General features: G+C 60.3%; 21 protein-coding genes. 13 read left to right on the plus strand and 8 right to left on the minus strand.

What is annotated here, in order from left to right; genetic code table 11:
- Nucleotides 1–186: 186 nt before the first annotated feature.
- Nucleotides 187–1,446 (plus strand): dicarboxylate/amino acid:cation symporter, encoded by a 1,260-nt coding sequence (locus AB5Y98_RS09135; RefSeq protein ID WP_368231783.1) that lies wholly within the window; start codon nt 187–189, stop codon nt 1,444–1,446.
- Nucleotides 1,447–1,518: 72 nt separating this feature from the next.
- On the opposite strand, the gene AB5Y98_RS09140 is transcribed toward AB5Y98_RS09135, so the two are convergent.
- Nucleotides 1,519–1,965 (minus strand): isoprenylcysteine carboxylmethyltransferase family protein, encoded by a 447-nt coding sequence (locus AB5Y98_RS09140; protein ID WP_213343588.1) that lies wholly within the window; start codon nt 1,963–1,965, stop codon nt 1,519–1,521.
- 194 nt (nt 1,966–2,159) lie between these two features.
- Here AB5Y98_RS09140 and alr point away from each other — a divergent pair, with 194 nt between their 5' ends.
- The gene (gene alr / locus AB5Y98_RS09145) at nt 2,160–3,386 is read left to right on the plus strand and encodes an alanine racemase (protein WP_005302179.1); all 1,227 of its coding nucleotides are present in this window, start codon (nt 2,160–2,162) and stop codon (nt 3,384–3,386) included.
- A 56-nt stretch (nt 3,387–3,442) separates the two neighbouring features.
- On the opposite strand, the gene AB5Y98_RS09150 is transcribed toward alr, so the two are convergent.
- The 7 genes from AB5Y98_RS09150 to AB5Y98_RS09180 all read right to left on the minus strand — a co-directional run bounded on the left by AB5Y98_RS09150 (nt 3,443) and on the right by AB5Y98_RS09180 (nt 11,262).
- A complete protein-coding gene (locus AB5Y98_RS09150; RefSeq protein WP_017784054.1) occupies nt 3,443–4,387 on the minus strand; it encodes a TerC family protein in 945 nt (314 codons plus the stop codon).
- Nucleotides 4,388–4,688: 301 nt separating this feature from the next.
- Complete coding sequence (oppF, locus tag AB5Y98_RS09155; protein WP_005302185.1) at nt 4,689–5,684, minus strand: murein tripeptide/oligopeptide ABC transporter ATP binding protein OppF; 996 nt, start codon at nt 5,682–5,684, stop codon at nt 4,689–4,691.
- Nucleotides 5,685–6,665 carry an ABC transporter ATP-binding protein gene (locus AB5Y98_RS09160; protein ID WP_005302188.1) on the minus strand — a complete coding sequence of 327 codons (981 nt, stop codon included), beginning with the start codon at nt 6,663–6,665 and terminating at the stop codon, nt 5,685–5,687. It lies immediately after the preceding gene.
- Nucleotides 6,666–6,783: 118 nt separating this feature from the next.
- Nucleotides 6,784–7,695: an oligopeptide ABC transporter permease OppC gene (gene oppC, locus AB5Y98_RS09165; RefSeq protein ID WP_005302192.1), complete on the minus strand. Its 912-nt coding sequence runs from the start codon at nt 7,693–7,695 to the stop codon at nt 6,784–6,786.
- Nucleotides 7,696–7,709: 14 nt separating this feature from the next.
- Nucleotides 7,710–8,630: an oligopeptide ABC transporter permease OppB gene (gene oppB / locus AB5Y98_RS09170; RefSeq protein ID WP_005302198.1), complete on the minus strand. Its 921-nt coding sequence runs from the start codon at nt 8,628–8,630 to the stop codon at nt 7,710–7,712.
- 97 nt (nt 8,631–8,727) lie between these two features.
- Entirely contained in the window at nt 8,728–10,347 is a 1,620-nt protein-coding gene (locus AB5Y98_RS09175) for an ABC transporter substrate-binding protein (RefSeq protein WP_017764221.1), read from the minus strand.
- Nucleotides 10,348–10,626: 279 nt separating this feature from the next.
- A complete protein-coding gene (locus tag AB5Y98_RS09180; RefSeq protein WP_005302204.1) occupies nt 10,627–11,262 on the minus strand; it encodes a YchE family NAAT transporter in 636 nt (211 codons plus the stop codon).
- Nucleotides 11,263–11,531: 269 nt separating this feature from the next.
- Here AB5Y98_RS09180 and AB5Y98_RS09185 point away from each other — a divergent pair, with 269 nt between their 5' ends.
- The 11 genes from AB5Y98_RS09185 to AB5Y98_RS09235 all read left to right on the plus strand — a co-directional run bounded on the left by AB5Y98_RS09185 (nt 11,532) and on the right by AB5Y98_RS09235 (nt 26,320).
- Complete coding sequence (locus AB5Y98_RS09185; protein WP_005302208.1) at nt 11,532–12,164, plus strand: 2OG-Fe dioxygenase family protein; 633 nt, start codon at nt 11,532–11,534, stop codon at nt 12,162–12,164.
- A gap of 295 nt (nt 12,165–12,459) precedes the next feature.
- On the plus strand, nt 12,460–15,123 hold the full coding sequence (adhE, locus tag AB5Y98_RS09190) for a bifunctional acetaldehyde-CoA/alcohol dehydrogenase (protein WP_005302211.1): 2,664 nt from the start codon (nt 12,460–12,462) through the stop codon (nt 15,121–15,123).
- Nucleotides 15,124–15,232: 109 nt separating this feature from the next.
- The gene (locus AB5Y98_RS09195; RefSeq protein WP_005302214.1) at nt 15,233–16,468 is read left to right on the plus strand and encodes an HD-GYP domain-containing protein; all 1,236 of its coding nucleotides are present in this window, start codon (nt 15,233–15,235) and stop codon (nt 16,466–16,468) included.
- 353 nt (nt 16,469–16,821) lie between these two features.
- Nucleotides 16,822–18,492, plus strand: coding sequence for a LytS/YhcK type 5TM receptor domain-containing protein (locus AB5Y98_RS09200; protein ID WP_368231784.1), 1,671 nt, complete (start codon nt 16,822–16,824; stop codon nt 18,490–18,492).
- A gap of 52 nt (nt 18,493–18,544) precedes the next feature.
- Nucleotides 18,545–19,249, plus strand: coding sequence for a two-component system response regulator BtsR (btsR, locus tag AB5Y98_RS09205; protein WP_279972454.1), 705 nt, complete (start codon nt 18,545–18,547; stop codon nt 19,247–19,249).
- Nucleotides 19,250–19,389: 140 nt separating this feature from the next.
- Nucleotides 19,390–20,811 carry a carbon starvation protein A gene (locus AB5Y98_RS09210; protein ID WP_010633644.1) on the plus strand — a complete coding sequence of 474 codons (1,422 nt, stop codon included), beginning with the start codon at nt 19,390–19,392 and terminating at the stop codon, nt 20,809–20,811.
- A gap of 288 nt (nt 20,812–21,099) precedes the next feature.
- Nucleotides 21,100–21,432 (plus strand): DUF3302 domain-containing protein, encoded by a 333-nt coding sequence (locus tag AB5Y98_RS09215; RefSeq protein ID WP_005302225.1) that lies wholly within the window; start codon nt 21,100–21,102, stop codon nt 21,430–21,432.
- A gap of 2 nt (nt 21,433–21,434) precedes the next feature.
- On the plus strand, nt 21,435–22,472 hold the full coding sequence (locus AB5Y98_RS09220) for an HlyD family secretion protein (RefSeq protein ID WP_005302227.1): 1,038 nt from the start codon (nt 21,435–21,437) through the stop codon (nt 22,470–22,472).
- A 113-nt stretch (nt 22,473–22,585) separates the two neighbouring features.
- Entirely contained in the window at nt 22,586–24,346 is a 1,761-nt protein-coding gene (locus AB5Y98_RS09225; RefSeq protein WP_368231785.1) for a DEAD/DEAH box helicase, read from the plus strand.
- 131 nt (nt 24,347–24,477) lie between these two features.
- Nucleotides 24,478–25,914, plus strand: a complete 1,437-nt coding sequence (gene dacB, locus AB5Y98_RS09230; protein WP_005302233.1) for a D-alanyl-D-alanine carboxypeptidase/D-alanyl-D-alanine-endopeptidase — start codon at nt 24,478–24,480, stop codon at nt 25,912–25,914.
- A gap of 142 nt (nt 25,915–26,056) precedes the next feature.
- Nucleotides 26,057–26,320, plus strand: coding sequence for a GrxA family glutaredoxin (locus AB5Y98_RS09235; protein ID WP_010633640.1), 264 nt, complete (start codon nt 26,057–26,059; stop codon nt 26,318–26,320).
- Nucleotides 26,321–26,323: the final 3 nt, after the last annotated feature.

Here is a 26,323-nt window from a genome sequence, read left to right on the forward strand (position 1 = left end):
CCATATCACATACACCTAATAGCAAGATAAAATTCTGCTACAAGGCGCTGGATTTACCCCCCCGGATTAGGCATGCTGCCAGCACACCGGCTGTCAGGAATCTACGGCTCGGATCACAAAAACGGACTGAAGTGGCGCCCTTGCCGCTTGAAATGCTCTGCACTTATCAAAACTGGGACCCACCCCATGAAAATGAACAAATTGACGGCTGCCATCCTCATCGCAATGCTGGTTGGCATCCTTACCGGTCAGGGCTATCGGATGTTTGCTCCTGACCAGGCCGCCGGCTTTGCCGACGACATTACCCTGCTGACCGACATCTTCCTGCGCCTCATCAAGATGATCATCGCCCCCCTGGTGTTCACCACCCTGGTGGTCGGTATCGCCAAGATGGGCGACACCCGCACCGTGGGCCGCATCGGCGTCAAGACCCTCGGCTGGTTCATGCTCGCCTCCCTGCTGTCACTGACCCTGGGACTGGTGATGGTTCACCTGATGCAGCCTGGGGTGGGGCTCTCCCTCTCCCTGCCCGATGACACCGCCAGCTCCGGCGTGGTCGCCACTGCCATCTCCCTCAAGGACTTCGTCACCCACGCCATCCCGAAAAGCGTGGTCGAGGCGATGGCCACTAACGAGATCCTGCAGATCGTGGTGTTCTCCCTCTTCTTCGGGCTGGCCGCCGCCGCCCTGGGGGACGCCGCCAAGCCAGTGGTGATGCTGATGGCCAGCGGCGCCGAGATCATGCTCAAGGTGACCGGCTACGTGATGAACTTCGCGCCGTTCGCGGTATTTGGCGCCATCGCCGCCATGGTCGCCAAGGAAGGGCTCGGCATCCTCGCTACCTACGGCACCTTCATGGCCCAGTTCTACCTGGCACTGGGCTGCCTCTGGCTGCTGCTGATCGCCATGGGCAGCCTGTTCATCCGCCGCCGCATGCTGACCTTGCTGGCCCTGATCCGCGAGCCCATCCTGCTGGCCTTCTCCACCGCCAGCTCCGAGGCCGCCTATCCCAAGACCCTGGATCGGCTGGAGAAGTTTGGTTGTGACAAGCGCATCGCCAGCTTCGTGCTGCCCATGGGCTACTCCTTCAACCTGGACGGCTCCATGATGTACTGCACCTTCGCAGTGATGTTCATCGCCCAGGCCTACGGCATCGAGCTCTCCATGGCCCAGCAGATCACCATGCTGCTGTTGCTGATGGTCACCTCCAAGGGGATGGCCGGCGTACCGCGTGCCTCCCTGGTGGTGATTGCCGCCACCCTCAACCAGTTCCAGATCCCGGAAGCGGGCATCCTGCTGCTGCTCGGCATCGACCACTTCCTCGACATGGGTCGCTCCGCCACCAACGTGCTGGGCAACGCCATCGCCGCCAGCGTGGTGGCCAAGAGCGAAGACAGCCTGGCTGAAACCGCGCCGCTCGGCGAGGTGGATACCGCCAAGGCGTGATCCCCGCCCTCCCATCAAAACGGCCCGCATCTGCGGGCCGTTTTCTTGTGCCTCATGGCAACAGCACGCTCCCTAGCACCAGCGCCGCACCCGCCGGCAGTAATCGGCATAGGCCTCGCCAAAGCGCCCCTGCAGCGCCCGCTCCTCCGGCACTATCTGCCAGCGGCTGAGCCAGCCCCACAGCAGCAGCGGACCGAGCCACACCAGCAGCCCGCCCAGATAACAGGCCAGCGCCATGGTCCAGCAGAGCAGCCCCAGGTACATGGGGTTGCGGCTGACACGAAAGATCCCCCCGGTGACCAGTGCACTGGCCTGCGCCGGGCGCAGCGGCGTCACCGTGGTGCCCTGGCGGCGAAAGCGCAGCACGCCTCCCAGCCCGAACAGGCTGCCGAGCATGGCCAGCAACAGGGCCGGTAGCGGCCAGCCACCGTTCACGTCACCCGCGCCCCATCCCAGCATGGCCGCCACGATCAGGCCAAACAGCAGCAACGGTGGTACCCGACACTCAAGACTCATCATCTATTGGCTCCCGGAAGGTGCCACGATCGGCACCTTGCGTTACACTCCCCGGCGGGAAAGCGCCGTGGAAAATTGACAAAGTTCATAACGATAACAATGCCTTGGCTACACTTTATCCCATCTGCATGAAAACGGTCACCCGCTGACCGTCATGCACCTCAACCCAAACAATAAAGAAAGAAAGGAACCACCCCATGCACAAGAAGACACTGCTGGCCACCCTGATCCTGGGCCTGCTGGCCGGTCAGGCCGTCGCAGCCCCCTATCTGCCGCTCGCCAGCGATCACCGCAACGGCGAAGTGCAGACCGCCAGCAATGCCTGGCTGGAAGTTGATCTCGGCGCCTTCGAGCACAACATCCAGACCCTCAAGGATCGCCTCGGCGACAAGGGGCCGAAGATCTGCGCCATCATGAAGGCGGACGCCTACGGCCACGGCATCGACCTGCTGGTCCCCTCGGTGGTCAAAGCCGGCATCCCCTGCATCGGCATCGCCAGCAACGAAGAGGCCCGTGTGGCCCGCGAGAAGGGCTTCACCGGCCGCCTGATGCGGGTGCGTGCCGCTACCCCGGATGAGGTTGAGCAGGCCCTGCCCTACAAGATGGAAGAGCTGGTTGGCAGCCTGGTGAGTGCCCAGGGCATCGCCGACATCGCCCAGCGCCACCACACCAATATCCCGGTGCACATCGCGCTGAACTCCGCCGGCATGAGCCGCAACGGCATCGATCTGCGTCTGGCTGATTCCAAGGAAGACGCGCTGGCCATGCTCAAGCTCAAGGGGATCACCCCGGTCGGCATCATGACCCACTTCCCGGTGGAGGAGAAAGAGGACGTCAAGATGGGTCTGGCCCAGTTCAAGCTGGACTCCCAGTGGCTGCTGGAAGCGGGCAAGCTGGATCGCAGCAAGATCACCATCCACGCCGCCAACTCCTTCGCCACCCTGGAAGTGCCGGACGCCTACTTCGACATGGTGCGCCCGGGCGGCCTGCTCTACGGTGACTCCATCCCCTCCTACACCGAGTACAAGCGGGTAATGGCATTCAAGACCCAGGTTGCCTCCGTCAACCACTACCCGGCCGGCAACACCGTCGGTTATGACCGCACCTTCACCCTCAAGCGCGACTCCTGGCTCGCCAACCTGCCGCTGGGGTACTCCGACGGCTATCGCCGGGCGCTGAGCAACAAGGCCTATGTGCTGATCCAGGGCCAGAAGGTGCCTGTGGTGGGCAAGACCTCCATGAACACCATCATGGTGGACGTGACCGATCTCAAGGGGGTCAAACCCGGTGACGAGGTGGTGCTGTTTGGCCGCCAGGGTGAAGCCGAGGTGAAACAGGCGGATCTGGAGGAGTACAACGGTGCCCTGCTGGCGGACATGTACACCATCTGGGGTTACACCAACCCCAAGAAGATCAAGCGCTAAGCCACTCTTTGCCATAAAAAAGGGCTCCCGCGGGAGCCCTTTTGCTTGTTTGCCAATTATGCCGTTTTCTTGCGGGTCACCCAGAGGCTCAGCCCCATGGAAGCCAGCAGGATCAGCGCAACCACACCCAATGCAATTCCGGTGGGGATCTTGAACACATCCAGCAGCAGCATCTTGACCCCGATAAACATCAGGATCAGTGCCAGACCGTATTTCAGCAAGGCGAAGCGCTCGGCCACGCCGGCCAGCAGGAAGTACATGGCACGCAGACCCATGATGGCGAAGATGTTGGAGGTCAGCACGATGAAGGGATCCGTGGTCACCGCGAAGATGGCCGGGATGCTGTCCACCGCGAAGATGAGATCGCTCACCTCCACCAGCACCAGAATGAGCAACAGCGGCGTTGCGTAACGCACGCCATCGCGCCAGACGAAGAAGTTCTCCCCCTCCAGGGTCTCCGTCACCTTGAAGCGGCGGCGCATCCAGCCCAGCAGCGGGTTGTTGGCCAGATCGGGCTCCTTGTCGGCCGCCCACAGCATCTTGACCCCGGTCAGCAGCAGGAAGGCGCCGAACAGGTAGAGGATCCAGTGGAACTGCTCGATGAGCCAGCTGCCGGCGAACACCATACCGGCCCGCATCACGATGGCACCCAGTACCCCGTACAGCAGCACCCGGCGCTGCAGCTCGGCCGGAATGGCAAAGTAGCCGAACAGCATCAACCAGACGAAGACGTTGTCCACCGCCAGCGCCTTCTCGATGAGGTAGCCGGTGAGAAACTCCAGCCCCTTCTGGTTGGCAATTTCACGGCCGGCACTGTGATCCAGCCAGAACCAGATGGCCAGGTTGAAGAGGAGCGCCACGCTGATCCAGATGAGGGACCAGATGCCCGCCTCTTTGAGCGACACCTTGTGCGCCTTGCCGCCACCGACAAAGCGGATATCAATCCATAACAGGACCAGCACTATGCTGAAGAAACCGGCCCACATCCACCATTCACCCATTTTCACTTCTCCCAAAAACGACAAAACCCACGGCCGGGAGGCAGTGGGTTCGCGTCTGGAGCAGATACACCTTGCCTCTCGGCAAGGTCTCACTTACAGCCGATTTTCATCGACTGCCCGGCTGCCGGGTGCACTGCAGGATATGGGTGCACCGTAATGACGACAAACCGGCGAGAAGTTACTCCCCTTGTGCGGCGGATAGTAACAGCGGCAAAAGCGAACGCCAAGGGGCATCTTCATCTCTCTCGCAAAAAAATGGGGCGCCATCTGGGCGCCCCGTTTTTTCGTTGCGACTCATCCATCAGAGCGGATCGGCCTTGAGGCAGGAGACCGCATGGTCAAAGTTGCCCTCAAGCTGGGGCCGGGTCTTGGCGCACTCCGGACCGGCCACCGGGCAGCGGGTACGAAACACGCAGCCTGAGGGCGGATTCATCGGCGATGGCAGCTCCCCTTCCAGGATCTGGATGGTCTTGCTGCGCTCCAGATCCGGATCCGGAATGGGCACCGCCGACATCAGCGCCTTGGTATAGGGGTGCAAGGGGTTGGCGAAGATCTCCTTGCCGGTCCCCAGCTCCACCGCATTGCCCAGATACATCACCAGCACCCGGTCGGAGATATGCTTGACCACCGACAGGTCGTGGGCGATGAAGATGAGCGACAGCCCCATCTCCTTCTGGATGGATTTGAGCAGGTTCACCACCTGGGCCTGGATCGACACATCCAGCGCCGACACCGGCTCGTCACAGATGATCATCTTGGGCTCGAGGATCAGCGCCCGGGCGATGCCGATGCGCTGGCACTGGCCACCGGAGAACTCGTGTGGGTAGCGGTTGACCAGGTTGGGCAAGAGCCCCACCTTGCTCATCATGGCGCGCACCTTCTCTTTCACCTCCTCCTTCGGCAGGGCCGGGTAGAAAGTGATGAGGGGCTCGGCGATGATGTCACCTATGGTCATGCGCGGGTTGAGGGAGGCCAGCGGATCCTGGAAGATCATCTGGATCTCTTTACGCTTCTCGCGCAGCGCCTTCTGGTCGAGCTTGGTCAGATCGTTGCCAAGCCACACCACCTTGCCGTCGGTGGCCGGCACCAGGCCGATCAGCGCCCGGGCAAAGGTGGACTTGCCGCAACCCGACTCCCCCACTACGCCCAGGGTCTCCCCTTCGTACAGGCGCAGAGTCACCCCGTCCACCGCTTTCAGGGCGGAGGGTTTGGCCCAGGGCCAGGCCTTGTCACTCTTGATGCTGAAGTGGACCTTGAGGTCAGACACTTCCAGCAGCAGTTTCTTGTCAGTCCCCATTTAGTTCACTCCCTTGATAATGGCATCCGATACCCAGTGGCAGGCCCGCTCCCGGCCGTCGTTGAACGGCGTCAGAACTGGGGATTGCCGGCCGCAAATCTCGCTCACCCGATGGCAGCGCTCCTGGAAGGGGCAGCCGGTGGGCAAACGCAGCAGGTTGGGAGGGTTGCCCGGGATGGTGGGCAGCACTTCCCCTTCGGTATCGAGGCGGGGAATGGCGCGCAGCAAGCCTTCGGTATAGGGGTGGCTCGGGCGATAGAAGATGTCGTTGACCTTGCCGTACTCCATGGTACGGCCGGCGTACATCACCAGCACCTTGTCGCAGATGCCGGCCACCACGCCAAGGTCATGGGTGATCATGATGATGGCGGTGTTGAACTCGCGCTTGAGCTCGTTCATCAGGGTCATGATCTGGGCCTGTACCGTCACGTCCAGCGCCGTGGTCGGTTCATCGGCGATGAGCAGTTGCGGCCGGCACAACAGCGCCATGGCGATCATCACCCGCTGGCGCATGCCGCCGGAGAACTCGTGCGGATACATCCCCATCCGCTTGCGCGCCTCGGGGATCTTCACCGCATCCAGCATGCGCACCGACTCCTCGAACGCCTCGGCCTTGCTGACCCCCTTGTGCAGCATCAGCACTTCCATCAGCTGATCCTTCACCTTCATGTAGGGATTGAGCGAGGTCATGGGGTCCTGGAAGATCATGGCGATCTTCTCGGAGCGGATCTTGTTGAGCTTGTGCTCCGGCAGGTTGAGGATCTCGTCGCCCTGAAACTTGGCAGACCCTGTGATGATGCCGTTCTTGGCCAGCAGCCCCATGATGGCGAACGCGGTCTGGGACTTGCCCGAACCGGACTCCCCGACGATACCCAGGGTCTCACCGGCAGAGAGGGAGAAGTTGAGGTCGTTGACCGCCACCACATTGCCGTCCGGGGTCTTGAACTCGACCCGCAGATCTTTTACATCCAGTAACTTCATAAAAACTCCTTATCGATCTTTCGTGACGTTTTCCTGTCGATCCGATGCGCTGTCCGCCCGATTGAGCCGCACTGTGCGGCTCTTCGGCGCGTTGTTCCAACGCTCTTTCGCCGCTTTCTCAGCGATCCTTCGGATCGAGGGCGTCACGCAGACCATCCCCGAGGAAGTTGAAGCAAAACAGGGTCACCACCATGAAACCGGCGGGGAACAGGAGTTGCCAGATGGCCACTTCCATCGACTTGGAGCCTTCATCCAGCAGGGCGCCCCAGCTGGTCATGGGCTCTTGCACACCCAGCCCCAGGAAGCTCAGGAAGGATTCGAACATGATCATGCCCGGCACCAGCAGGGTGGCGTAGACCGCCACTATCCCCAGCACGTTCGGCACGATGTGACGGGTGATGATCTTCCACTTGGAGACGCCGCAGACATGGGCCGCCTCGATGAACTCCTTGCTCTTGAGGCTCAGGGTCTGACCACGGACGATCCGCGCCATGTCGAGCCAGCTCACCGCGCCGATGGCGATGAAGATGAGCGCCAGGTTGCGGCCGAAGAAGGTCACCAGCATGATCACGAAGAACATGAAGGGGAAGGCGTTGAGGATCTCCAGTACCCGCATCATCAGGCTGTCGACCCGACCGCCGATGAAACCGGACGCCGCGCCATACAGGGTGCCGATGATGACGGCCACCATGGCCCCCATGATGCCGACCATCAGCGAGATGCGCCCGCCAAGCAGGGTGCGCACGAACAGATCGCGCCCCAGGCTGTCGGTACCGAACCAGTGGCCGGTCTCCATGTCGGGGCCGGTCTGCATGGCGCCCCAGTCAGGATCGTCAAAGGTGTACTGGGACAGATGGGGCCCCACGATCACTGCCAAGCCGATGATGGAGAGAATGATAAGGCTGGTGAGGGCCGCCTTGTTGCGCAGGAAACGGCGACGGGCATCCTTCCACAGGGAGCGTCCTTCCACCACTTCCACTTTCTGGGCGAACGCCTCGATGGCTTCGCGTTTTTCAGTTGTGACAACCATGATGTACTCCCGGCTTAGTAACGGATCTTGGGATCGATAAAGGCATAGAGAATATCGACCACGGCGTTAAAGGTGATGGTGAGGGCACCGACCAGAATGGTCAGACCGAGCACCATGGAGTAATCACGGTTGAGGGCACCGTTGACGAACAGCTGGCCAATCCCCGGCAGGCCGAAGATGGTCTCGATCACCACGGAACCCGTGATGATGCCGACGAAGGCCGGGCCCAGGTAGGAGACCACCGGCAGCATGGCCGGGCGCAGCGCGTGTTTCAGGATGATGTGGCGCAGCGGCAGTCCCTTGGCACGGGCGGTACGGATGAAGTTGGAGTTCATGGTCTCGATCATGCTGCCCCGCATGATCCGCGAGATGGCGGAGATGTAATACATCATCATGCCGAACACCGGCAGCACCATGAACTGCACGCCACCACCCTGCCAGCCACCGGCCGGGAACCAGCCCAGATGGATACTGAAAAACAGCACCAGCAGGGGCGCCAGCACAAAGCCCGGGATCACCACCCCGGCCATGGCCGACGACATCAACAGGTAGTCGATGACGGTATTCTGTTTGAGGGCGGCAATGGTGCCGAAGGTGACCCCCAGCGTCACCGCAAACAGAAAGGCGAAGGAGCCTATCTTGGCGGAAACCGGCAGTGCCTGGCTCACCAGATCATTGACGGTGAAGTCCTTGTACTTGAAGGAAGGACCGAGATCCCCCTGCACCAGGTTGCCCAGATAGGTGAGATATTGCACCCCGATCGGCTTGTCGAGGCCATATTTGGCTTCGATGTTGGCCATCACTTCGGGTGGCAGGGTGCGTTCGCTGCTGAAGGGGTTACCCGGCGCGAAACGCATCATGAAGAAGGAGACGGTGATCAAGACCAGCAGAGTCGGGATCGCTTCCAGTAGACGTTTAAAAATGAATTTCAACATAGACAATTCCTGTCCTGTACTGCTTCCAAAGGGTCGCGGTTGTAATAAAGGCCCGCCGTCTGGCGGGCCCTGCTTGTTATGCGACTTGTAACGAAAATCAGTGGGCGATGATGTACATGTCTTTGCTGTACAGGTTGTCCAGCGGGTTGGCCGGATAGCCGCCCACGTAGGGCTTGACCATACGGGAAGTCACGTACTGATAGATGGGGGCGATCGGCATGTCCTTGGCCAGGATCTCTTCAGCCTGGACGTAGAGCTTGTTGCGCGCCTCGGCATCCACCTGGTTGCGCGACTCGTTCATCAACTTGTCGAACGCCAGGTTGGAGTATTTGCCGTCGTTGTTGCCGTGGGTGGTCTGCATCAGATCCAGCATGGAGGAGGCTTCGTTGTAGTCGGCGATCCAGCCGGCACGGCCCACGTCAAACTGACCCTGTTTCTTGGTCTCCAGATAGGTTTTCCACTCCTGGTTGACCAGGCTTACCTGCACGCCCAGCTTCTTCCACATGGAGGCCACGGCAACCGCCACCTTCTTGTGGTTGTCGTCGGTGTTGTAGAGCAGCTCGAACTTGAGCGGCTTGCCCGGGCCGAAACCGGCTTCGGTCAGCAGCTCTTTCGCCTTGGCATCGCGCTCTGCCTGGGTCAGCTTGGACCAGGCCGGCGCCACCGGCTTGAAGCCATCCACGAAATCAGGGACCAGGGTGTAGCCCGGAGTTTCCCCCTTGCCCATCACCTTGTCGGCGATCACGTTGCGGTCGATGGCATAGGAGAGCGCGGTACGCACCCGCACGTCATCAAACGGCTTCTTCTTGAAGTTGTACTGGTAGTAGTAGGTACCGACGTAGCCGCTCACCTTCACCTCGTTCGGCAGATCCTTCTTCATCTGCTTGAAACGCTCGATGGGCATGTTGTAGGTGAGATCCACTTCGCCAGCCAGATAGCGGTTCAGCTCGGCGTTGGTGGACTGGATCGGCAGATAGGTCACCTTGTTGATGACGGTCTTGGCGTCGTTCCAGTAGTTTTTGTTGCGCTCTACGTCGACGCGCTCGTTGACCACCCAATCCTTCAGCACATAGGCGCCGTTGGATACCATGTTGCCGGGCTGGGTCCACTTGTCACCGAACTTCTCGATCACCTTCTTCGGCACCGGGTAGGTGGTGGTATGGGAGAGCATGCTGACAAAGTAAGGCACCGCCTTCTCCAGCTGCACCTCGAAGGTGTAGTCGTCCACCGCCTTCACGCCCAGCGTATCTGACGGCTTTTTGCCAGCAATGATGTCGGAGGCGTTGACGATGGTCGGGATCTCCAGATACCAGGAGTAGGGAGAGGCGGTTTTCGGATCGACGGCCCGTTTGAAGGCATATTCGAAGTCGTGGGCAGTGACCGGATCCCCGTTGGACCACTTGGCGTTTTTACGCAGGTGGAAGACGAAGTGTTTGTTGTCCTTGGTTTCCCAGGACTCGGCCATGGCGGGGAGCACTTCCCCCTTGGGGCCGGAGGAGACGAGACCTTCGAACAGGTCACGCAGAATATTGGATTCAACCGTTCCTTCGGTTTTGTGCGGGTCGAGGGTTGCGGGCTCGGAGCCGTTGCCTTTCACCAGCTGCTGAACCTCAGCCAGCTTGGTACCTGCGGGCACATCGGCGGCTTGTGCCGCGTTGACACCACCAAACAGAGCTGCCACCAATAGGGTATTAATCATTGTTTTTTTATGAGTCATTTCCATACTCCACAAGAACATTCCATGCATTTTTCCATCAACGAGATAAGTACCCCGCTGCCAGCATAATTCCCTGACATTTCTGATAATGCAATAGATATCGTCAGGCAGGACTGGACTTCATGGTCAAAAAAGCAGCTTTTGACCAATTATTCAGAATTTAAATATCCCGTAATGGACGTTTTTTATACAAACCCGCTCGATTCTAGGAAATGACCAACAAAAAAGAAACAATAAAAAGCCGGTCACAAGGACCGGCTCCAACAAAACAGACCTGAATCACATCAATCCGGGGAAGACCCCCTTGATCCCCGCCACCATGATCTCGATACCCAGCGACATCATGATGAGACCCATGATCCGGGTCACCACGTTGATGCCGGTGTTACCCATCACCTTGAACAGCAGGGGGGCGGCGCGGAAGATGAGCCAGGAGCAGAAGGCAAACACCATCACCACCAGCGACATGCCCAGCATCTGGGACCAGGTGCTCTGACTGGCGTAGACGATGGAGGAGGAGATGGCACCTGGGCCCGCCATCAACGGCAGCGCCAGCGGCACCACAGCGACAGATTCCCGCGCGGCCAGTTCCCCTTTCTCCTGTTTGTTGTGCTTCACCTCCCCCAGCTTGCCCTGCAGCATGGACCAGGCGATCAGGGTGATGAGCGAGCCGCCGGCGATGCGAAAGGAGGCCAGCGAGATGCCAAACCCGTCCAGGATCAGTTGCCCCATGGACATGGAGACCAGCAGGATGATCATCACCGCAATGTTGGCGGTGGTGTTAGTCTTCATCCGCTCTTCCGGCGTCTGATGGCTGGTCAGGCTGACGAACACAGGCAGCAAGCCGAGCGGGTTGATGATCGCAAACAAACCGATGAAAAACTTCAGATATAAAGAGACGTCAATCGCTGCCATAGGCGCCATCCAGAAGTAGTACGAGGCCCTGTGGGCCACCCCGATAAACCGAGCGTAAATTTACATCATGCCCGAAACCTTCACCAATCAAATAATCTCACCCTTTCCGTGGCTTTTCAGTTAGTTCCTCTAATGCATCGACAAAATTCGACAGATTGAATTGTTAATAAAGATTGTCGCGATTTAACACTCTGATAAAATCGCTTCGAGTTTTATCCGGCCATGGAGTTTGGCCGCAACATTTCATCTCAGCAAACAAGGATTTCGTGATGATTGATACGGACATCAAGTTGCAGTGGCACCTGGATGCACTGCCCGCAGGCACCCTGACCCCATTGCAGGGCTTCTTCGGGCGACTGCCGGTTGATCCCTACATTCAGGGCAGCTTTCGCCAGCGCCGCTACGGCCGGGTGGAGAAAGAAGGCTCCCGCTTTCAGCCTCTCGACAACGGCGTCTTCTTTCAGGCGGCCGCCATCAACAAGTTTCTGGGGGATGTGCCCAGAACCTATGCCGAGCTGGAGCCTGCCTTCGTCGCTCACCCCTCCTTTATACAACTGCTGAAACTGTTCGCCCGCCACACCCGGCTGGAAGACGGTCAGGCCATCGGCATTCACCAGATGCGCATCGTCACCGGCGAAGGGGAGAGCGTCCCACCCGCGCCGGAGGGGGTGCATCAGGATGGCTTTGACTTCATCGGGGTCTTCTTCTGTGGCAGTGAAGGGGTCAGCGGCGGCGCCTTGCAGCTCTATCATGGATTAAAAGAACAACCATTTTTCCAACAACAATTAAACGTCGGTGAGTATCTGATCCTGGATGATCGCCGTTTCTATCACAATGCCGCCCCCATTCTGCCCCTGGGCACGGACCGGGGACATTGGGACGTGATCGTGCTAACTGCTTGAAAAATGGCGCGTGAGCCCCTGTTCACGCACCATTCATCCCGCCTCTGGCTCACTAAACAACTGCGCAACATCTGGCAAACATGTATTGTGAAACAAAATTTCTTTTGTTCTTTTGTTACACATGATCCAGATCAAGTTTTTCTGAGTCAGCCCCGCTCTATAATCGACTCAGAAAGCGATTTAGTAAGGCATGTAAATACCCCGTTGTGGTGATTCTGTTCTTGACAGGGCATCTATAATTGCCGGGCATTGCCAAGGTCTTACTAAACAGTTTTCAAATCATCAGGAGATAAACATGGCAGTAACCAATTTGGCTGAACTGGATGCACTGGTTGCCCGCGTCAAAGAAGCGCAGCGTGAATTCGCCAGCTTCTCGCAAGAGCAGGTAGACAAGATCTTCCGTGCCGCCGCCCTGGCCGCCAACAACGCCCGTATCCCCCTGGCCCAGATGGCCGTGGAAGAGTCCGGTATGGGTATCATCGAAGACAAGGTTATCAAGAACCACTTCGCCTCCGAATACATCTACAACAAGTACAAAGAAGAGAAGACCTGCGGCATCCTCAGCGAAGATGACGAGATGGGTACCATCACCATCGCCGAGCCGGTAGGCATCATCTGCGGTATCGTACCGACCACCAACCCGACCTCCACCGCGATCTTCAAGTCCCTGATCTCTCTGAAGACCCGCAACGCCATCATTTTCTCCCCGCACCCCCGCGCCAAGAACTCCACCAATACCGCTGCCAAGCTGGTACTGGATGCAGCCATTGCCGCCGGTGCCCCGAAAGACATCATCGGCTGGATTGACCAACCCTCTGTTGAGCTCTCCAACGCCCTGATGAAACACAACGACATCAACCTGATCCTGGCCACCGGTGGCCCGGGCATGGTGAAGGCCGCCTACTCCTCCGGCAAACCCGCCATCGGCGTAGGTGCCGGTAACGTACCGGTCGTCATCGACGAAACCGCCGATGTGAAGCGTGCCGTCGCCTCCATCCTGATGTCCAAGACCTTCGACAACGGCGTGGTCTGTGCCTCCGAGCAAGCCGCCATCGTGGTCGACTCCGTCTACGACCAGGTGAAAGAGCGTTTCGCCACTCACAATGGTTATGTGCTGTCCAAGGAAGAAGCCGACAAGGTCCGCAAGGTCATCCTGATCAACGGCGCCATGAACGCCAACATCGTGGGCCAGCCTGCGGTCAAGATCGCTGAAATGTCTGGCGTCACCGTGCCTGCCAACACCAAGATCCTGATCGGTGAAGGCGTGAAGATCTGTGAAGAGGAAGAGTTCGCTCACGAGAAGCTCTCCCCGACCCTGGGTCTGTTCCGTGCCAAGAACTTCGAAGAAGCCGTCGAGATGGCCTGCGACATGGTCAACCTGGGTGGTATCGGCCACACCTCCGGTCTCTATACCGACCAGGATCGCAACGCCGACCGCATCAAGTACTTCGGCGACAAGATGAAGACTGCCCGTATTCTGATCAACACCCCGACCACTCAGGGTGGTATCGGTGACCTGTACAACTTCGCGATGGCACCGTCTCTGACGCTGGGCTGCGGCTCCTGGGGTGGCAACTCCATCTCCGAAAACGTGGGTCCCAAGCACCTGATCAACAAGAAGACAGTCGCAAAACGGGCAGAAAACATGCTGTGGCACAAACTTCCGAAATCCATCTACTTCCGTCGTGGCTCCCTGCCGATCGCCCTGGGCGACCTGGAAGGTAAGAAACGCGCCATGATCGTGACCGACCGCTTCCTGTTCAACAACGGCTACGCCGACGAAGTGGTTCGTCTGCTCAAGGGCCTGAAGATGGAAGTGGAAGTGTTCTACGAAGTCGAAGCCGACCCGACCCTGTCCGTGGTGCGCAAGGGTGCCGAAATGGCCAACTCCTTCAAGCCGGACGTGATCGTCGCCCTGGGCGGTGGTTCACCGATGGATGCGGCCAAGATCATGTGGGTGATGTACGAGCACCCGAACACCGCGTTCGAAGATCTGGCCATGCGCTTCATGGACATCCGCAAGCGTATCTACAAGTTCCCGAAAATGGGCGTGAAGGCCGAACTGGTCTGCATCACCACCACGTCCGGTACCGGTTCTGAAGTGACCCCGTTTGCGGTCGTGACCGACGACGCCACCGGCGTGAAATACCCGCTGGCCGACTACGAGCTGACCCCGAACATGGCCATCGTCGACGCCAACCTGGTGATGGGCATGCCCAAGTCCCTGTGCGCCTTCGGTGGTATCGATGCCGTGACCCACGCCATGGAAGCCTATGTTTCCGTGCTGGCCAACGAGTACTCCGACGGTCAGGCACTGCAAGCCCTGAAACTGCTGAAGGACTACCTGCCCTCCAGCTACCTGAACGGTGCCAACGACCCGATCGCTCGTGAGAAGGTACACAACGCGGCCACCATCGCCGGTATCGCGTTCGCCAACGCCTTCCTGGGTGTGTGCCACTCCATGGCCCACAAGCTGGGTGCCGAGTTCCACATCCCGCACGGCCTGGCCAACGCCCTGCTGATCAGCAACGTCATCCGCTACAACGCGAACGACAACCCAACCAAGCAGACCGCGTTCTCCCAGTACGACCGTCCGCAGGCTCGTCGTCGCTACGCCGAAGTGGCCGACCACCTGGGTCTGACCGCCGCCGGTGACCGTACCGCCGCCAAGATCGAGAAGCTGCTGGTATGGCTGGACGAGCTGAAGGCGACCCTGGGTATCCCGGCCTCCATCCGTGAAGCCGGCGTCGCCGAGGCCGACTTCCTGGCCAAGGTTGACCAGCTGGCCGTGGAAGCCTTCGATGACCAGTGCACCGGCGCCAACCCGCGCTACCCGCTGATCAGCGAGCTGAAAGCCATCCTGCTGGACACCTACTACGGCCGTCCGTTCACCGAGGAGGCCCAGGTTGCCGCCAAGGTTGATGCCAAAGTAGAAGGCAAGAAGAAGTCCAAAGCCTGATAAGCTGAGTCGACTCGAGAGCCCGCGCACATGCGCGGGCTTTTTTGTTTGTCTATCTGCTTAATTTTGCTAGCTTGTTCATAGGCATTCATGAAATGCGAGCGAGCGTATGGCGCTGATACAGGCATCCATAGAACAGTTGCGGGTCGGTCACTATATCCATCTTCCCACGGGATGGACCAATCACCCTTTTATGTTCAATGCCTTCAAGATCAAGGATCAACAGCAACTCGACATCATCCGCCACCTTGACCTCAATCTGCTGATGGTCGACCCCGACAAGAGCGACCTCCCTCTCGAGCCCCTGTTGCGTGGCGATATTCCGAGCCCAGGCCCCGATCTCTCCGTTGTCGAAGAGCCGGAGGATAGCGGCCCTCCCCCGTTTGACGAGAAGGCATTTCGCCGCTCCCTGCGCGCCGCCGACAAGGCCTTCGGCCAGTCCATGTCCGAGCTGCGCGATGCCCTGGGCGCCCTCAACCTCAAGCCGGACGAAGGGCTTGCCAACACGGCGCAGATAGTGCGCAACGCCGCCGCCCGCATCAGCGCCCACGAGGGCCCCCTCGGGCTGCACCTCATTCGCAGCCCCCATACCGACATCCTGCTGCAGCACAGCCTGAACGTGGCCTTCATCGCCATGTTGATGGCACGGGAGCTGGGCATGACTCCCATCGAGATCGAGGAGACCGGCCTGGCCGGGCTGGTGCACGACATTGGCGAGCTGAAGATCCCGACCCAGATCACCCAGAAGCGGGGGGAACTCAACAAGTCGGAGCAGAACTTCCTCAAGATGCACCCCCAGTACGGACTGGAGATGCTGACCCAGTTGCAGGCCTTCGAGCCCAAGATCCGTCAGGTGGCCCACCTGCATCACGAGCGGCTCGACGGCAGTGGCTTTCCCCTTGGCATCAAGGGGGGGGAGATCCCGCCGCTGGCACGGATCATCGGGTTGGTGGATTACTATGACGAGCTGCTGCACCCGCGCAACAGCGCGACACCGGCGGCGCCGAGCCAGGCCATCAGCCAGCTCTACAAGCTGTCGCAAAAGAAATTCGACCAGGATCTGGTCAAGCTGCTGATCAAGGTACTGGGGGTCTATCCGCCGGGCTCGTTGGTGCTGCTCTCCGACGACTCGGTGGCCCTGGTGCTCTCCACCGAACCCACCATGCCCCTCAAGCCCAAGGTGTTGCCCTACATCAAGGCACAACGACCGGAAGGGGTGGCCATGGTCGACCTGCGGGAGGATGAGCGCACCATCAAATCCTTTCTCAAGCAGGAAGATCTGGACGAAGGGCAGCGTCTGTTTTTCAACCTGACCCGACGCTTCTGTTACTATTTTGCATTCTGAGTTATCCCCAGAAGCTGGGGATAACTCATTGGACAAACCTGAATAATTGCCCGATTACCCTCAAAATGGTTTGCCACGTCCCCTGGATAAAAAACGCCCGACCTGCTGGTCGGGCGGAGCATGCCACCTCCGTGTGGCGTATCCAACGGATACATTCATGCTCAATTCAGCAATATCAATCCTTGGGCAATTACACAAATATCAATTTAACATGCTGATTTGATATGGTTTTATTCCGCGTTTCTGGCACACTTCGCCGGCGTTATGGCCAGAATGGCCCACAGAACAAGATCCTGATCACATTTATTCAAGACTGCCGCTTTTTTCGGCACGGACTCTGAGGAACGTTTTTTATGCAGTTGGTCCTCTCCCTGCTTCAACAGATGAGCGTCAGTCTGGTCATCGCCTACCTCTTTTCCAAGAGTCCGCTGCTGCGCCCACTGACCAACTATTCGGTCAGGCTGCCCCACAAGGTGCTGATTTACCTCATCTTCTCCTGCTTCTGCATTCTGGGTACCTATGTGGGGCTGGATATCGACGATGCCATCGCCAATACCCGCGCCGTGGGCGCCGTGCTGGGGGGACTGCTGGGAGGCCCGCTGGTGGGATTTCTGGTGGGACTGACCGGCGGGATACACCGTTATACCCTGGGGGGGTTCACCGATCTCGCCTGCGCCATCTCCACCACCTGCGAAGGCTTGCTGGGCGGACTGGTGCACTGGCGACTGATGCGGGCAGGCAAGATGGATGCGTTGTTCGAGCCGCGCATCGCCTTCTTCATCACCCTCTACGCCGAGATCATGCAGATGGTGATCATCCTGCTGGTAGCCAGCCCGTTCGACAAATCCCTGCTGCTGGTGCGCACCATCGCCACCCCCATGATCCTCGCCAACTCCTGCGGTGCGGCCCTCTTCATCAGCATGATCCGCGACCAGCAGCGGATGTACGAGAAGTTCTCCCGGGTTTTTTCCGCCAAGGCGCTCACCATCGCCAACCGCACCGTGGGGATCATGAGCCAGGGGTTTACCCCCGAGGCCAGCACCCGCATCGCCCAGATAGTGCAGGAGGAGACCGGGGTCGGTGCGGTCGCCATCACGGATACCGACAAGATCCTCGCCTTCATCGGCATCGGCGAGGATCACCACAAGCCGGGTACCCCCATCACCTCCGCCATCACCATGCAGGCCATCGCCCAGAACAAGGTGCTGTTTGCCGACGGTAACAGCCAGCCCTACCGCTGCAGCATCTCGCCTCAGTGCCAGCTCGGCTCTGTGCTGGTGATCCCGCTGCACGGCGACGAGGGGGTGATCGGCACCATCAAGCTCTATGAACCCAAGAAGCGGCTGTTTCTCAAGATCAACCACACCCTGGGGGAAGGGATCGCCAACCTGCTCTCCCAGCAGCTGCTGACCGGCCGGCTGGAACAGCAGCAGCGACTGCTGGTGCAGTCCGAACTCAAGCTGGTGCAGGCCCAGATCAACCCCCATTTTCTGTTCAACACCCTCAACACCATCAGTGCCATCACCCGGAGCGAGCCCGAGCGGGCGCGCCAGCTGCTGCTCCACCTCTCCCTGTTCTTTCGCAAGAACCTCAAGCGCCAGAGCGGGCTGGCCACCCTGCAGGAGGAGCAGGAGCACTGCCAATCCTATCTGGAGATCGAGCTGGCCCGCTTTGGCGACCGGCTGACGGTGCAAAACGACATTCCACCCGACCTCGCCGGCCTCAAGCTGCCGAGCTTCACCCTGCAGCCACTGATTGAAAATGCCATCAAGCACGGCATCTCCACCCTGCTGGAGCAGGGGCGCATTCGCCTCTACACCGAGCAGACGGCGGATCGGGTTACCATTCACGTCGAAGACAATGCCGGCACCTGGCAGGAGAAACCGGCCGGTGACGGGCTCGGCATGACCCTGGTGGATCGGCGCCTCAAGAGCGCTTTTGGCAACCGCTACGGCCTGAGCGTCAGCTGCGAGCCCGACTGCTGGACCCGGGTTTCCGTCACCCTGCCCAGGGAGGCGCCATGATCCGGCCGTCACACCACGCCAGTTTTGCCCCCCAGCCACGCAGGAGAACCCCATGATCCGCACCCTCATCGTCGATGACGAGCCGTATGCCCGCGAGGAGCTGATGCAGCAGCTGGCCGCCGAGCCCGATATCGAGCTGCTGGGGACGGCCACCAACGCCATCGAGGCGCTGCCGCTCATTCAGCGGCTCAGACCCGACGTGGTGTTTCTCGACATCCAGATGCCCAAGCTGAGCGGCATGGAGCTGGTGGCCATGCTCGATCCCCTGCCCCGCATCGTGTTCGTCACCGCGTTTGACGACTACGCCATCCAGGCGTTCGAGGAGAACGCCTTCGACTACCTGCTCAAGCCGGTGGAGCCGGCCCGCCTCGCCAAGACGCTGGCGCGGTTGAGACAGGATCTCAGCCCGCAGCCCATGACGGCGATCGCCCCCGCCATTCGCCATATTCCGGGCTACCTGCACAACCGGGTGCGGCTGCTGCCCATCGAACAGGTGGAGTACGCCTTCTCCGATCTCGGCGGCGTGCACGTCGCCAGCCAGGGCGGGCTGTTTCACACCCAGCTCACCCTCAAATCGCTGGAAGAGAAGACCCCGCTGCTGCGCTGCCACCGCCAGTATCTGGTGGCCCCGACCGCCATCTTTGAAATCCGGCTGCTGGAGAATCAGCTGGCGGAGATAGTGACCCCGAGCGGTGCCCAGGTACCGGTCAGCCGCCGCTACCTGAAGGAGTTGAAGGAACAGCTCGGGCTGGAGTGAGCCGCGCGGTGTGAGCCGGATCACGAGCGCCAACCGCTCGGGTCGCCATACGGCCGCTCGCCCCTTTTTACCTGCCGTTAACAGTGCAAGCCCCTACACTGGCCGCGCACACCAAAAAATAACAAAGCAGGAGCGTAGCAATGATCTGGTTCTTCCTCTGTGTCGGCTTGTTGATAGCCGGCTACTTCGTATACGGCAAATTCATCGAGCGGATATTCGGGCCAAAACCCGAGCTGAAAACCCCCGCCATCACCATGGCGGACGGGGTGGACTATGTCCCCATGTCGGACAAGAAGGTCTACCTGGTGCAGCTGCTCAACATCGCCGGCGTCGGCCCCATCTTCGGCCCCATCCTGGGTGCCCTCTACGGCCCGGTCGCCATGCTGTGGATCGTGTTCGGCTGCATCTTCGCCGGCGCGGTTCACGACTACTTCTCCGGCATGCTGTCGGTACGCGCCAAGGGCGCCTCTGTGCCGACCGTGGTCGGTGAGCACCTGGGCACCGCCGCCAAGCACTTCATGAACCTCTTTGCCGTGGTGCTGTTGATGCTGGTGGGCGTGGTGTTCGTGCTGAGCCCGGCGGGCCTCTTGGCCAACCTCACCTCCACCGACCTGGTCTACTGGATTGTGGCCATCTTCGCTTACTACATCCTGGCGACCATAGTCCCCATCGACAAGATCATCGGCCGCTTCTACCCCATCTTCGGCGCCCTGCTGGTGTTCATGTCGGTCGGCCTCATCATCGGCCTCATCGTCTCCGGCAAAGGCTTCTATAACACCGGGATGGACTTCTCCAACCTGCACCCGACCGAGCTGCCGCTCTGGCCGCTGCTGTTCATCACCATCGCCTGCGGCGCCGTGTCCGGCTTTCACGCCACCCAGTCCCCGCTGATGGCGCGCTGCATGCAGAACGAGAAATCCGGCCGCTTCATCTTCTACGGGGCCATGATCGGTGAAGGGATCATCGCCCTCATCTGGTGCACCCTGGGGCTCTCCTTCTACGACAGCACAGAAGCGCTCAACGCCACCCTGGCCAGCGGCGGCCCCTCTGCCGTGGTGCACGAGGTCTCCACCAGCCTGCTCGGCACCGTCGGTGGCATCCTGGCCATCCTGGGCGTGGTGATCCTGCCCATCACCTCCGGTGATACCGCGTTTCGCAGTGCCCGCCTCATCGTGGCGGACTTCCTGAACCTGACCCAGAAGCCGATGGCCAAGCGACTGCTGATCGCCATCCCCATGTTCATCCTCGGTTTCATCATCTCCAAGGCCGAATTCGGGGTGATCTGGCGCTACTTCGGCTGGGCCAACCAGACCACCGCCGTGATGATGCTGTGGGCCGCCGCCGCCTACCTCGCCAAAGAGGGCAAGCTGCACTGGGTCTGCACCCTGCCGGCCATGTTCATGACCGCCGTGGTGTTCACCTATCTGGCCAACGCCCCCATCGGGTTTGGACTGGAGATGGGCGTCTCCACCCTCATCGGTCTGGCCAGCACTCTGGTGGTGACCGTCGCCTTCCTGATGAAGTTCAGACCCGCCCTGATCGGCAAGGCCAGCGAAAGCTGATCCACGCCAAACATGTCAGAAAAGGAGCCATAAAGGCTCCTTTTTTTGCTGCTAATTTCCCCTCACTGATGCCATACTCCCTGCGTAAGTCCTTGTCATGGATACGACTTTATGGACTCGCCCCAATAATACCGTCATCTATCTTGACGATTTCGAAGCCACTTAAGCTTCAGTACAACAAGATTGCTTAAGATTTCGGGCCCAACAGGATGGAAACCCGGTTGCTGGTTGTGTTGCAGAACCCGGGCTCCAATGACAATGCTGTGCGTCACGCCGGTGGAGGCATAAATGACACTCGATTATTTTGCTCTTGGTCTGCTTTTTTTTGTGGGTTTGGTCATCTTTTACGGGGTCATCGTCATTCACGACATTCCCTATGAAATAGCCAAGCATCGTCAGCATCCCCATCAGGATGCCATTCACGTGGCCGGCTGGGTCAGCCTGTTTACCCTGCACGTGCTGTGGCCCTTCCTCTGGATCTGGGCGACCCTCTACCGGGAGGATCGGGGCTGGGGCTTTACCCAGCGTATCGAGCGCGACGAGAAGCATCTCGCCGAGCTCAAGGATGAGGTCGCCGCCCTGCGCAGCCGCCTCGATCAGCTGACCCAAGAGAAGGAGTGATCATGGATCTCTTGCTGGTACTCACCTACACCGCCATCTGTGTAGCTGTCTTCAAAATCTTCCGCATCCCGCTCAACAAGTGGACCGTGCCCACCGCCGTGCTCGGCGGCGTGCTGCTCATCGGCACCCTCATCATGCTGATGAACTACAACCACCCCTACTCCGAGATGGCGCGCAACTACTACGTCTCCACCCCCATCGTTCCCTTGGTCAAGGGCCGGGTCAGCGAGGTCGCGGTCAAGCCGGACCAGAAGGTGAAGAAGGGTGACGTGCTGTTTCGTATCGACGACGAGCCGTTCCGCCAGCGCGCCGCGAGCCTGGAGGCCAGGGTCAGCTCCAACGAGGAGCACCTCAAATCCATCGAGGCGCGCATGCGCTCGGCCAAGCTCGACCGGGATCGCGCCGCCGAGCTGATGCGCCGCGGCATCGGCAAGCAGCGCGATCTGGACGTGACCCAGGCCAATGTCGACGATCTGGTCGCCCAGCTCGATCAGCAACAAGCCACCCTGGACGATGTACGGGCCCAGCTGCGCGAAGCCAAGTATCAGCTCGACCAGACCGTGGTCTATGCCCCGAGCGACGGCCATGTGGTACAGCTGGCCCTGCGCCCGGGCATGATCGCCACTCCCTTCATGTATCGCCCTGTGATGACCTTCATCCACGAGGACGACAATGCCTACGTCGGCTGGTTCTGGCAAAACAGCATGCAGCGCCTGGCGGTAGGGGACGAGGCCGAAGTGGTGATCGACGGCATCCCCGGCAAGATCTTCAAGGGTGAAGTAGAAGCAGTGATCCCCGCCATCGCCTCGGGCAACGTGCAGGCCAATGCCGCACTGATCGACCAGAGTTCGGCGGTGATCCCCGGCCGCCTGCCGGTGCGCATCAAGATCACCGACCCGCGCTGGCAGGAGTATCAGGTGATAGCCGGCTCCAGCGGTCAGGCTGCCATCTACACCAAGCATTTCCATCACGTGGCCATCATGCGCAAGGTACTGCTGCGCATGGCCAGCTGGATGAACTACATCTTCCCCTTCCACTAAGCCGCAACGACGCAGCCAGCGGGCCGGCACCATGCCGGCCCGCTGTTTTTTGGCGCCAAGTCCCCTATAATGGCGCCACCCTGCTCCGCCCCTCGTCGACGTACCCAGCCCGCATGTTCGTTCTCAGACCCTACCAGACCGACGCCGTCAACGCCGTCATCAGCCACTTTCGCAAACACCCGGATCCCGCCGTGGTGGTGCTGCCCACCGGGGCCGGCAAGAGTCTGGTGATCGCCGAGCTGGCCCGCAAGGCGCGCGGCCGGGTACTGGTGCTGGCTCACGTCAAGGAGCTGGTGGAGCAGAACCACGCCAAGTACGAAGCCTGGGGCCTCCAGGCCGACATCTTCGCCGCCGGCCTCAATCGCAAGGAGGCCCGCGCCCAGGTGGTGTTCGGCTCGGTGCAGTCGGTGGCGCGCAATCTGGAGGCCTTCGACGGCGCTTTTTCGCTACTCATCATCGACGAGTGCCACCGGGTCTCACTCGATGATGACAGCCAGTACCATCAGGTGTTAGGCCACCTCAAGGCCGCCAATCCGGCCCTCAAGATCCTCGGCCTCACCGCCACCCCCTATCGGCTCGGTCTGGGCTGGATCTACCGGCGCCACTACCACGGCATGGTCAAGAGCCACGGCGAGCGGCTGTTCGGCGACTGCGTGTTCGAGCTGCCGCTGCGCTTCATGGTCAAAAACGGCTACCTGACGCCGCCGCGCATGGTGGATGCCCCCATCGTTCACTACGACTTCAGCAAGCTGGTGGCGCGGGAGAATGGCCTGTTCAGCGAGGCGGATCTCAACGGCGAGCTCAAGCGTCAGGAGCGGGTCACCCCCCATATCCTGAGCCAGGTACTGGAGTATGCCCGCGAGCGGCAGGGGGTGATGATCTTCGCCGCCACCGTCGAGCATGCTCGGGAAATTCACGGCCTGCTGGATGCCAGAGGGGAGCCGGCGGCCCTCATCACAGGTGACACCTCGGGGCCGGAGCGCGACGCCCTCATCAGCGCCTTCAAGGCGCGCGAGCTCAAGTTTCTGGTCAACGTGGCGGTGCTCACCACCGGCTTCGACGCCCCCCACGTCGACCTCATCGTGATGCTGCGCCCCACCGAGTCGGTCTCGCTCTACCAGCAGATCGTGGGCAGGGGCCTGCGCCTGTCGCCCGGCAAGACTGATTGTCTGGTGCTCGACTACGCCGGCAACAACTTCAACCTGTTTGCTCCCGAAGTGGGGGAGCCCAGACCCCATGCCGGCACCGAGCCGGTGCAGGTGCCCTGCCCCGCCTGCGGCTTTGCCAACACCTTCTGGGGCAAGACCGACGAGGATGGCAAGGTGATCGAACACTACGGTCGCCGCTGTCAGGGGCTGTTTGAAGATGATGAGGGCAACCGCGAGGAGTGCGACTACCGCTTTCGCGCCAAGATCTGCCCCGTCTGCGGCAGTGAAAACGACATCGCAGCCCGCCGTTGTCAGAGCTGCGATCAACTGCTGGTGGACCCTGACGACAAGCTCAAGGAGGCGCTCAATCTCAAGGATTGCATGGTGATCCGCTGCGCGGGGCTGACCTTGGCGGCCGGGCGCGGCAAACAGGGGGAGCGGCTGGAGGTTGTCTATCACGACGAGGATGGCCTCACCCTCAATGAGTACTTCGGATTTCACTCGGCAGGCGCACGGCGCTTGTTTCAACAGCACTTTGTGCGTCATCATTGGCCCGCCCCGGGGCTGGAGCCCGAATTTGCCACCCTGGCGAGCGTGCTGGCGGTGGAACATCAGTTTCGCCACCCCGATTTTGTCATCGCCCGCAAGTCAGGGCGCTTCTGGCAGATCAAAGAGAAGATTTTTGATTATGACGGCCGCTATCGCACCGCCAATTCACTGGCGTGATGGCCACTGGCGACCGGCATAAGGCGTATGAACTGCTTTGCCACGGTCGATCCCGTATCGGCGGGTGAAACAAGGTTGAATTGTCAGGGCCGGCACCACTGCCGGCCCCTTCGTCACGTTTAGAGGATGTTATGCAGCGGCTGTTGATTGGTTTTTGTGCTCTCTTTTCCCTGGCGGCCCAGGCCGCCCCGCTGACGCCCCCCCAGGGGGGCCAGTACGCCATCGTGGTGCAGGGCAACAACGGCATCGAGTTTGCCCGCCATGCGGATCAGATGATCGCCCCCGCCTCCACCATGAAGGTGCTCACCGCGCTGGCGGCCCGTCTCGAGCTCGGCGCCGACTTCCGCTTCGCCACCGACATCCAGGCCCAGCCTGGCGCCAAGCAGGGCAACGTCATCAACGGCGATATCTGGATCAACTTCGTCGGTGACCCCACCCTGTCACGGATGGATCTGCTGGCCCTGTTCAAGCAGCTCGGGGTCAACCAGATCAAGGGCAACGTCTACGTCAACACCGGCGCCTACAACGGCTACGAGCGCGGCAACGGCTGGTCCTGGGGGGATCAGACCCTCTGCTTCGCCGCCCCCGTCTCCTCGGTCATCATCGACAAGAACTGCGCCTACGCCACCATCACCGCCACCCAGATCGGCAAGCCGGCGGTGGGCAACGTGGCCACCGGGGTCCCCATCGGGGTCGGTGCCGACAACGTGGAAGTGATGAGCTATGGCGACATGGCGCGCCAGTTCTGTGCGCTGGAAGTGGACATGGCCAAGGGCAACTTCTACGAGCTCAAGGGCTGCATCACCCCGAACAAGGAGCCCCAGGGGCTGCGTTTCGCCATCCACGACGTGGAAGCCTGGGGCTGGGACAACATCCGCTGGGCCATGGACCGGGCCGGCATCAAGCATGACGGCCTGCTGCGCGTTACCCACAGATCGCCGGACAATGCCGAGACCCTGGGTACCCACTACTCGGTCTCCCTGCCGGTGATGCTGGCCAAGATGTTGAAGAAATCGGACAACCTCTACGCCGATACCTTCCTCAAGACCGTCGGCCGCCACTACTACAACAAGCCGGGCAGCTATCGCAGCGGCACCATGGCGGTGCGCGCCATCCTGACCAAGAACGGCATCGATCTGGGCAACGCCACCCTGGCCGACGGCTCGGGCCTCTCCGCCCACAACCTCATCAGTGCCCGCCAGATGCTGTCGGTGCTGAACTTCATCCAGAAAAATGACGCGGAGCTCGGTCTCATCAAGCTGCTGCCAAGCTCCCAGGTGGACGGCACCCTGGCCTGGCGGCGCAGCGTTACCGCCCCCATGATGAAGAACAAGGTGCACGCCAAGACCGGCACCATCACCGGCACCTCCAACCTGGTGGGCTTCATCGACACCGCCGGCGGCCAGCGCAAGGCGTTCGTGATGTTCCAGCGCGGCCTGTCGCAGGATCCGGCCACCCACGAGCGTTACCGCGCCAGCAAGGCCCCCTGGCCCTGGACCGTGTTCGAGAAAGGGGTGCTGGAGAGCATCTACCAGCAGCAGCCGATCCAGATCGCCGATGAGGGTTGATCCGCTGCGAGGTGAGTGACGATGACGGCCGGCGCAGTGCGCCTTATCGAAGATGGCGAACGGCCGTATCGACAATTTCCACTTTGACTAGTCACGAGGCGGGGCTATCCTGTGCCCAGCCTCAAATGAATGGAGAGAGAACATGTTTGCAGTGATTTTTGGTCGTCCCGGTTGCCCCTATTGTGTCCGTGCCAAGCAGATTGCCGAGCAACTGGTCGAACAGCGTGACGATTTCAAATTCCGCTACGTGGACATCCACGCCGAGGGCATCACCAAGGAAGATCTGGCCAAAAGCGCCGGCAAGCCGGTCAATACCGTGCCGCAAATCTTCCTGGACGAGCAGCACATCGGTGGCTGCACCGATTTCGAAGCCTATGCCAAAGAGAACCTGGGTCTCTACCAGTAAGTT

This window comes from Aeromonas sp. s3 (assembly GCF_040907805.1).
GTDB classification, from domain to species: domain Bacteria; phylum Pseudomonadota; class Gammaproteobacteria; order Enterobacterales; family Aeromonadaceae; genus Aeromonas; species Aeromonas dhakensis.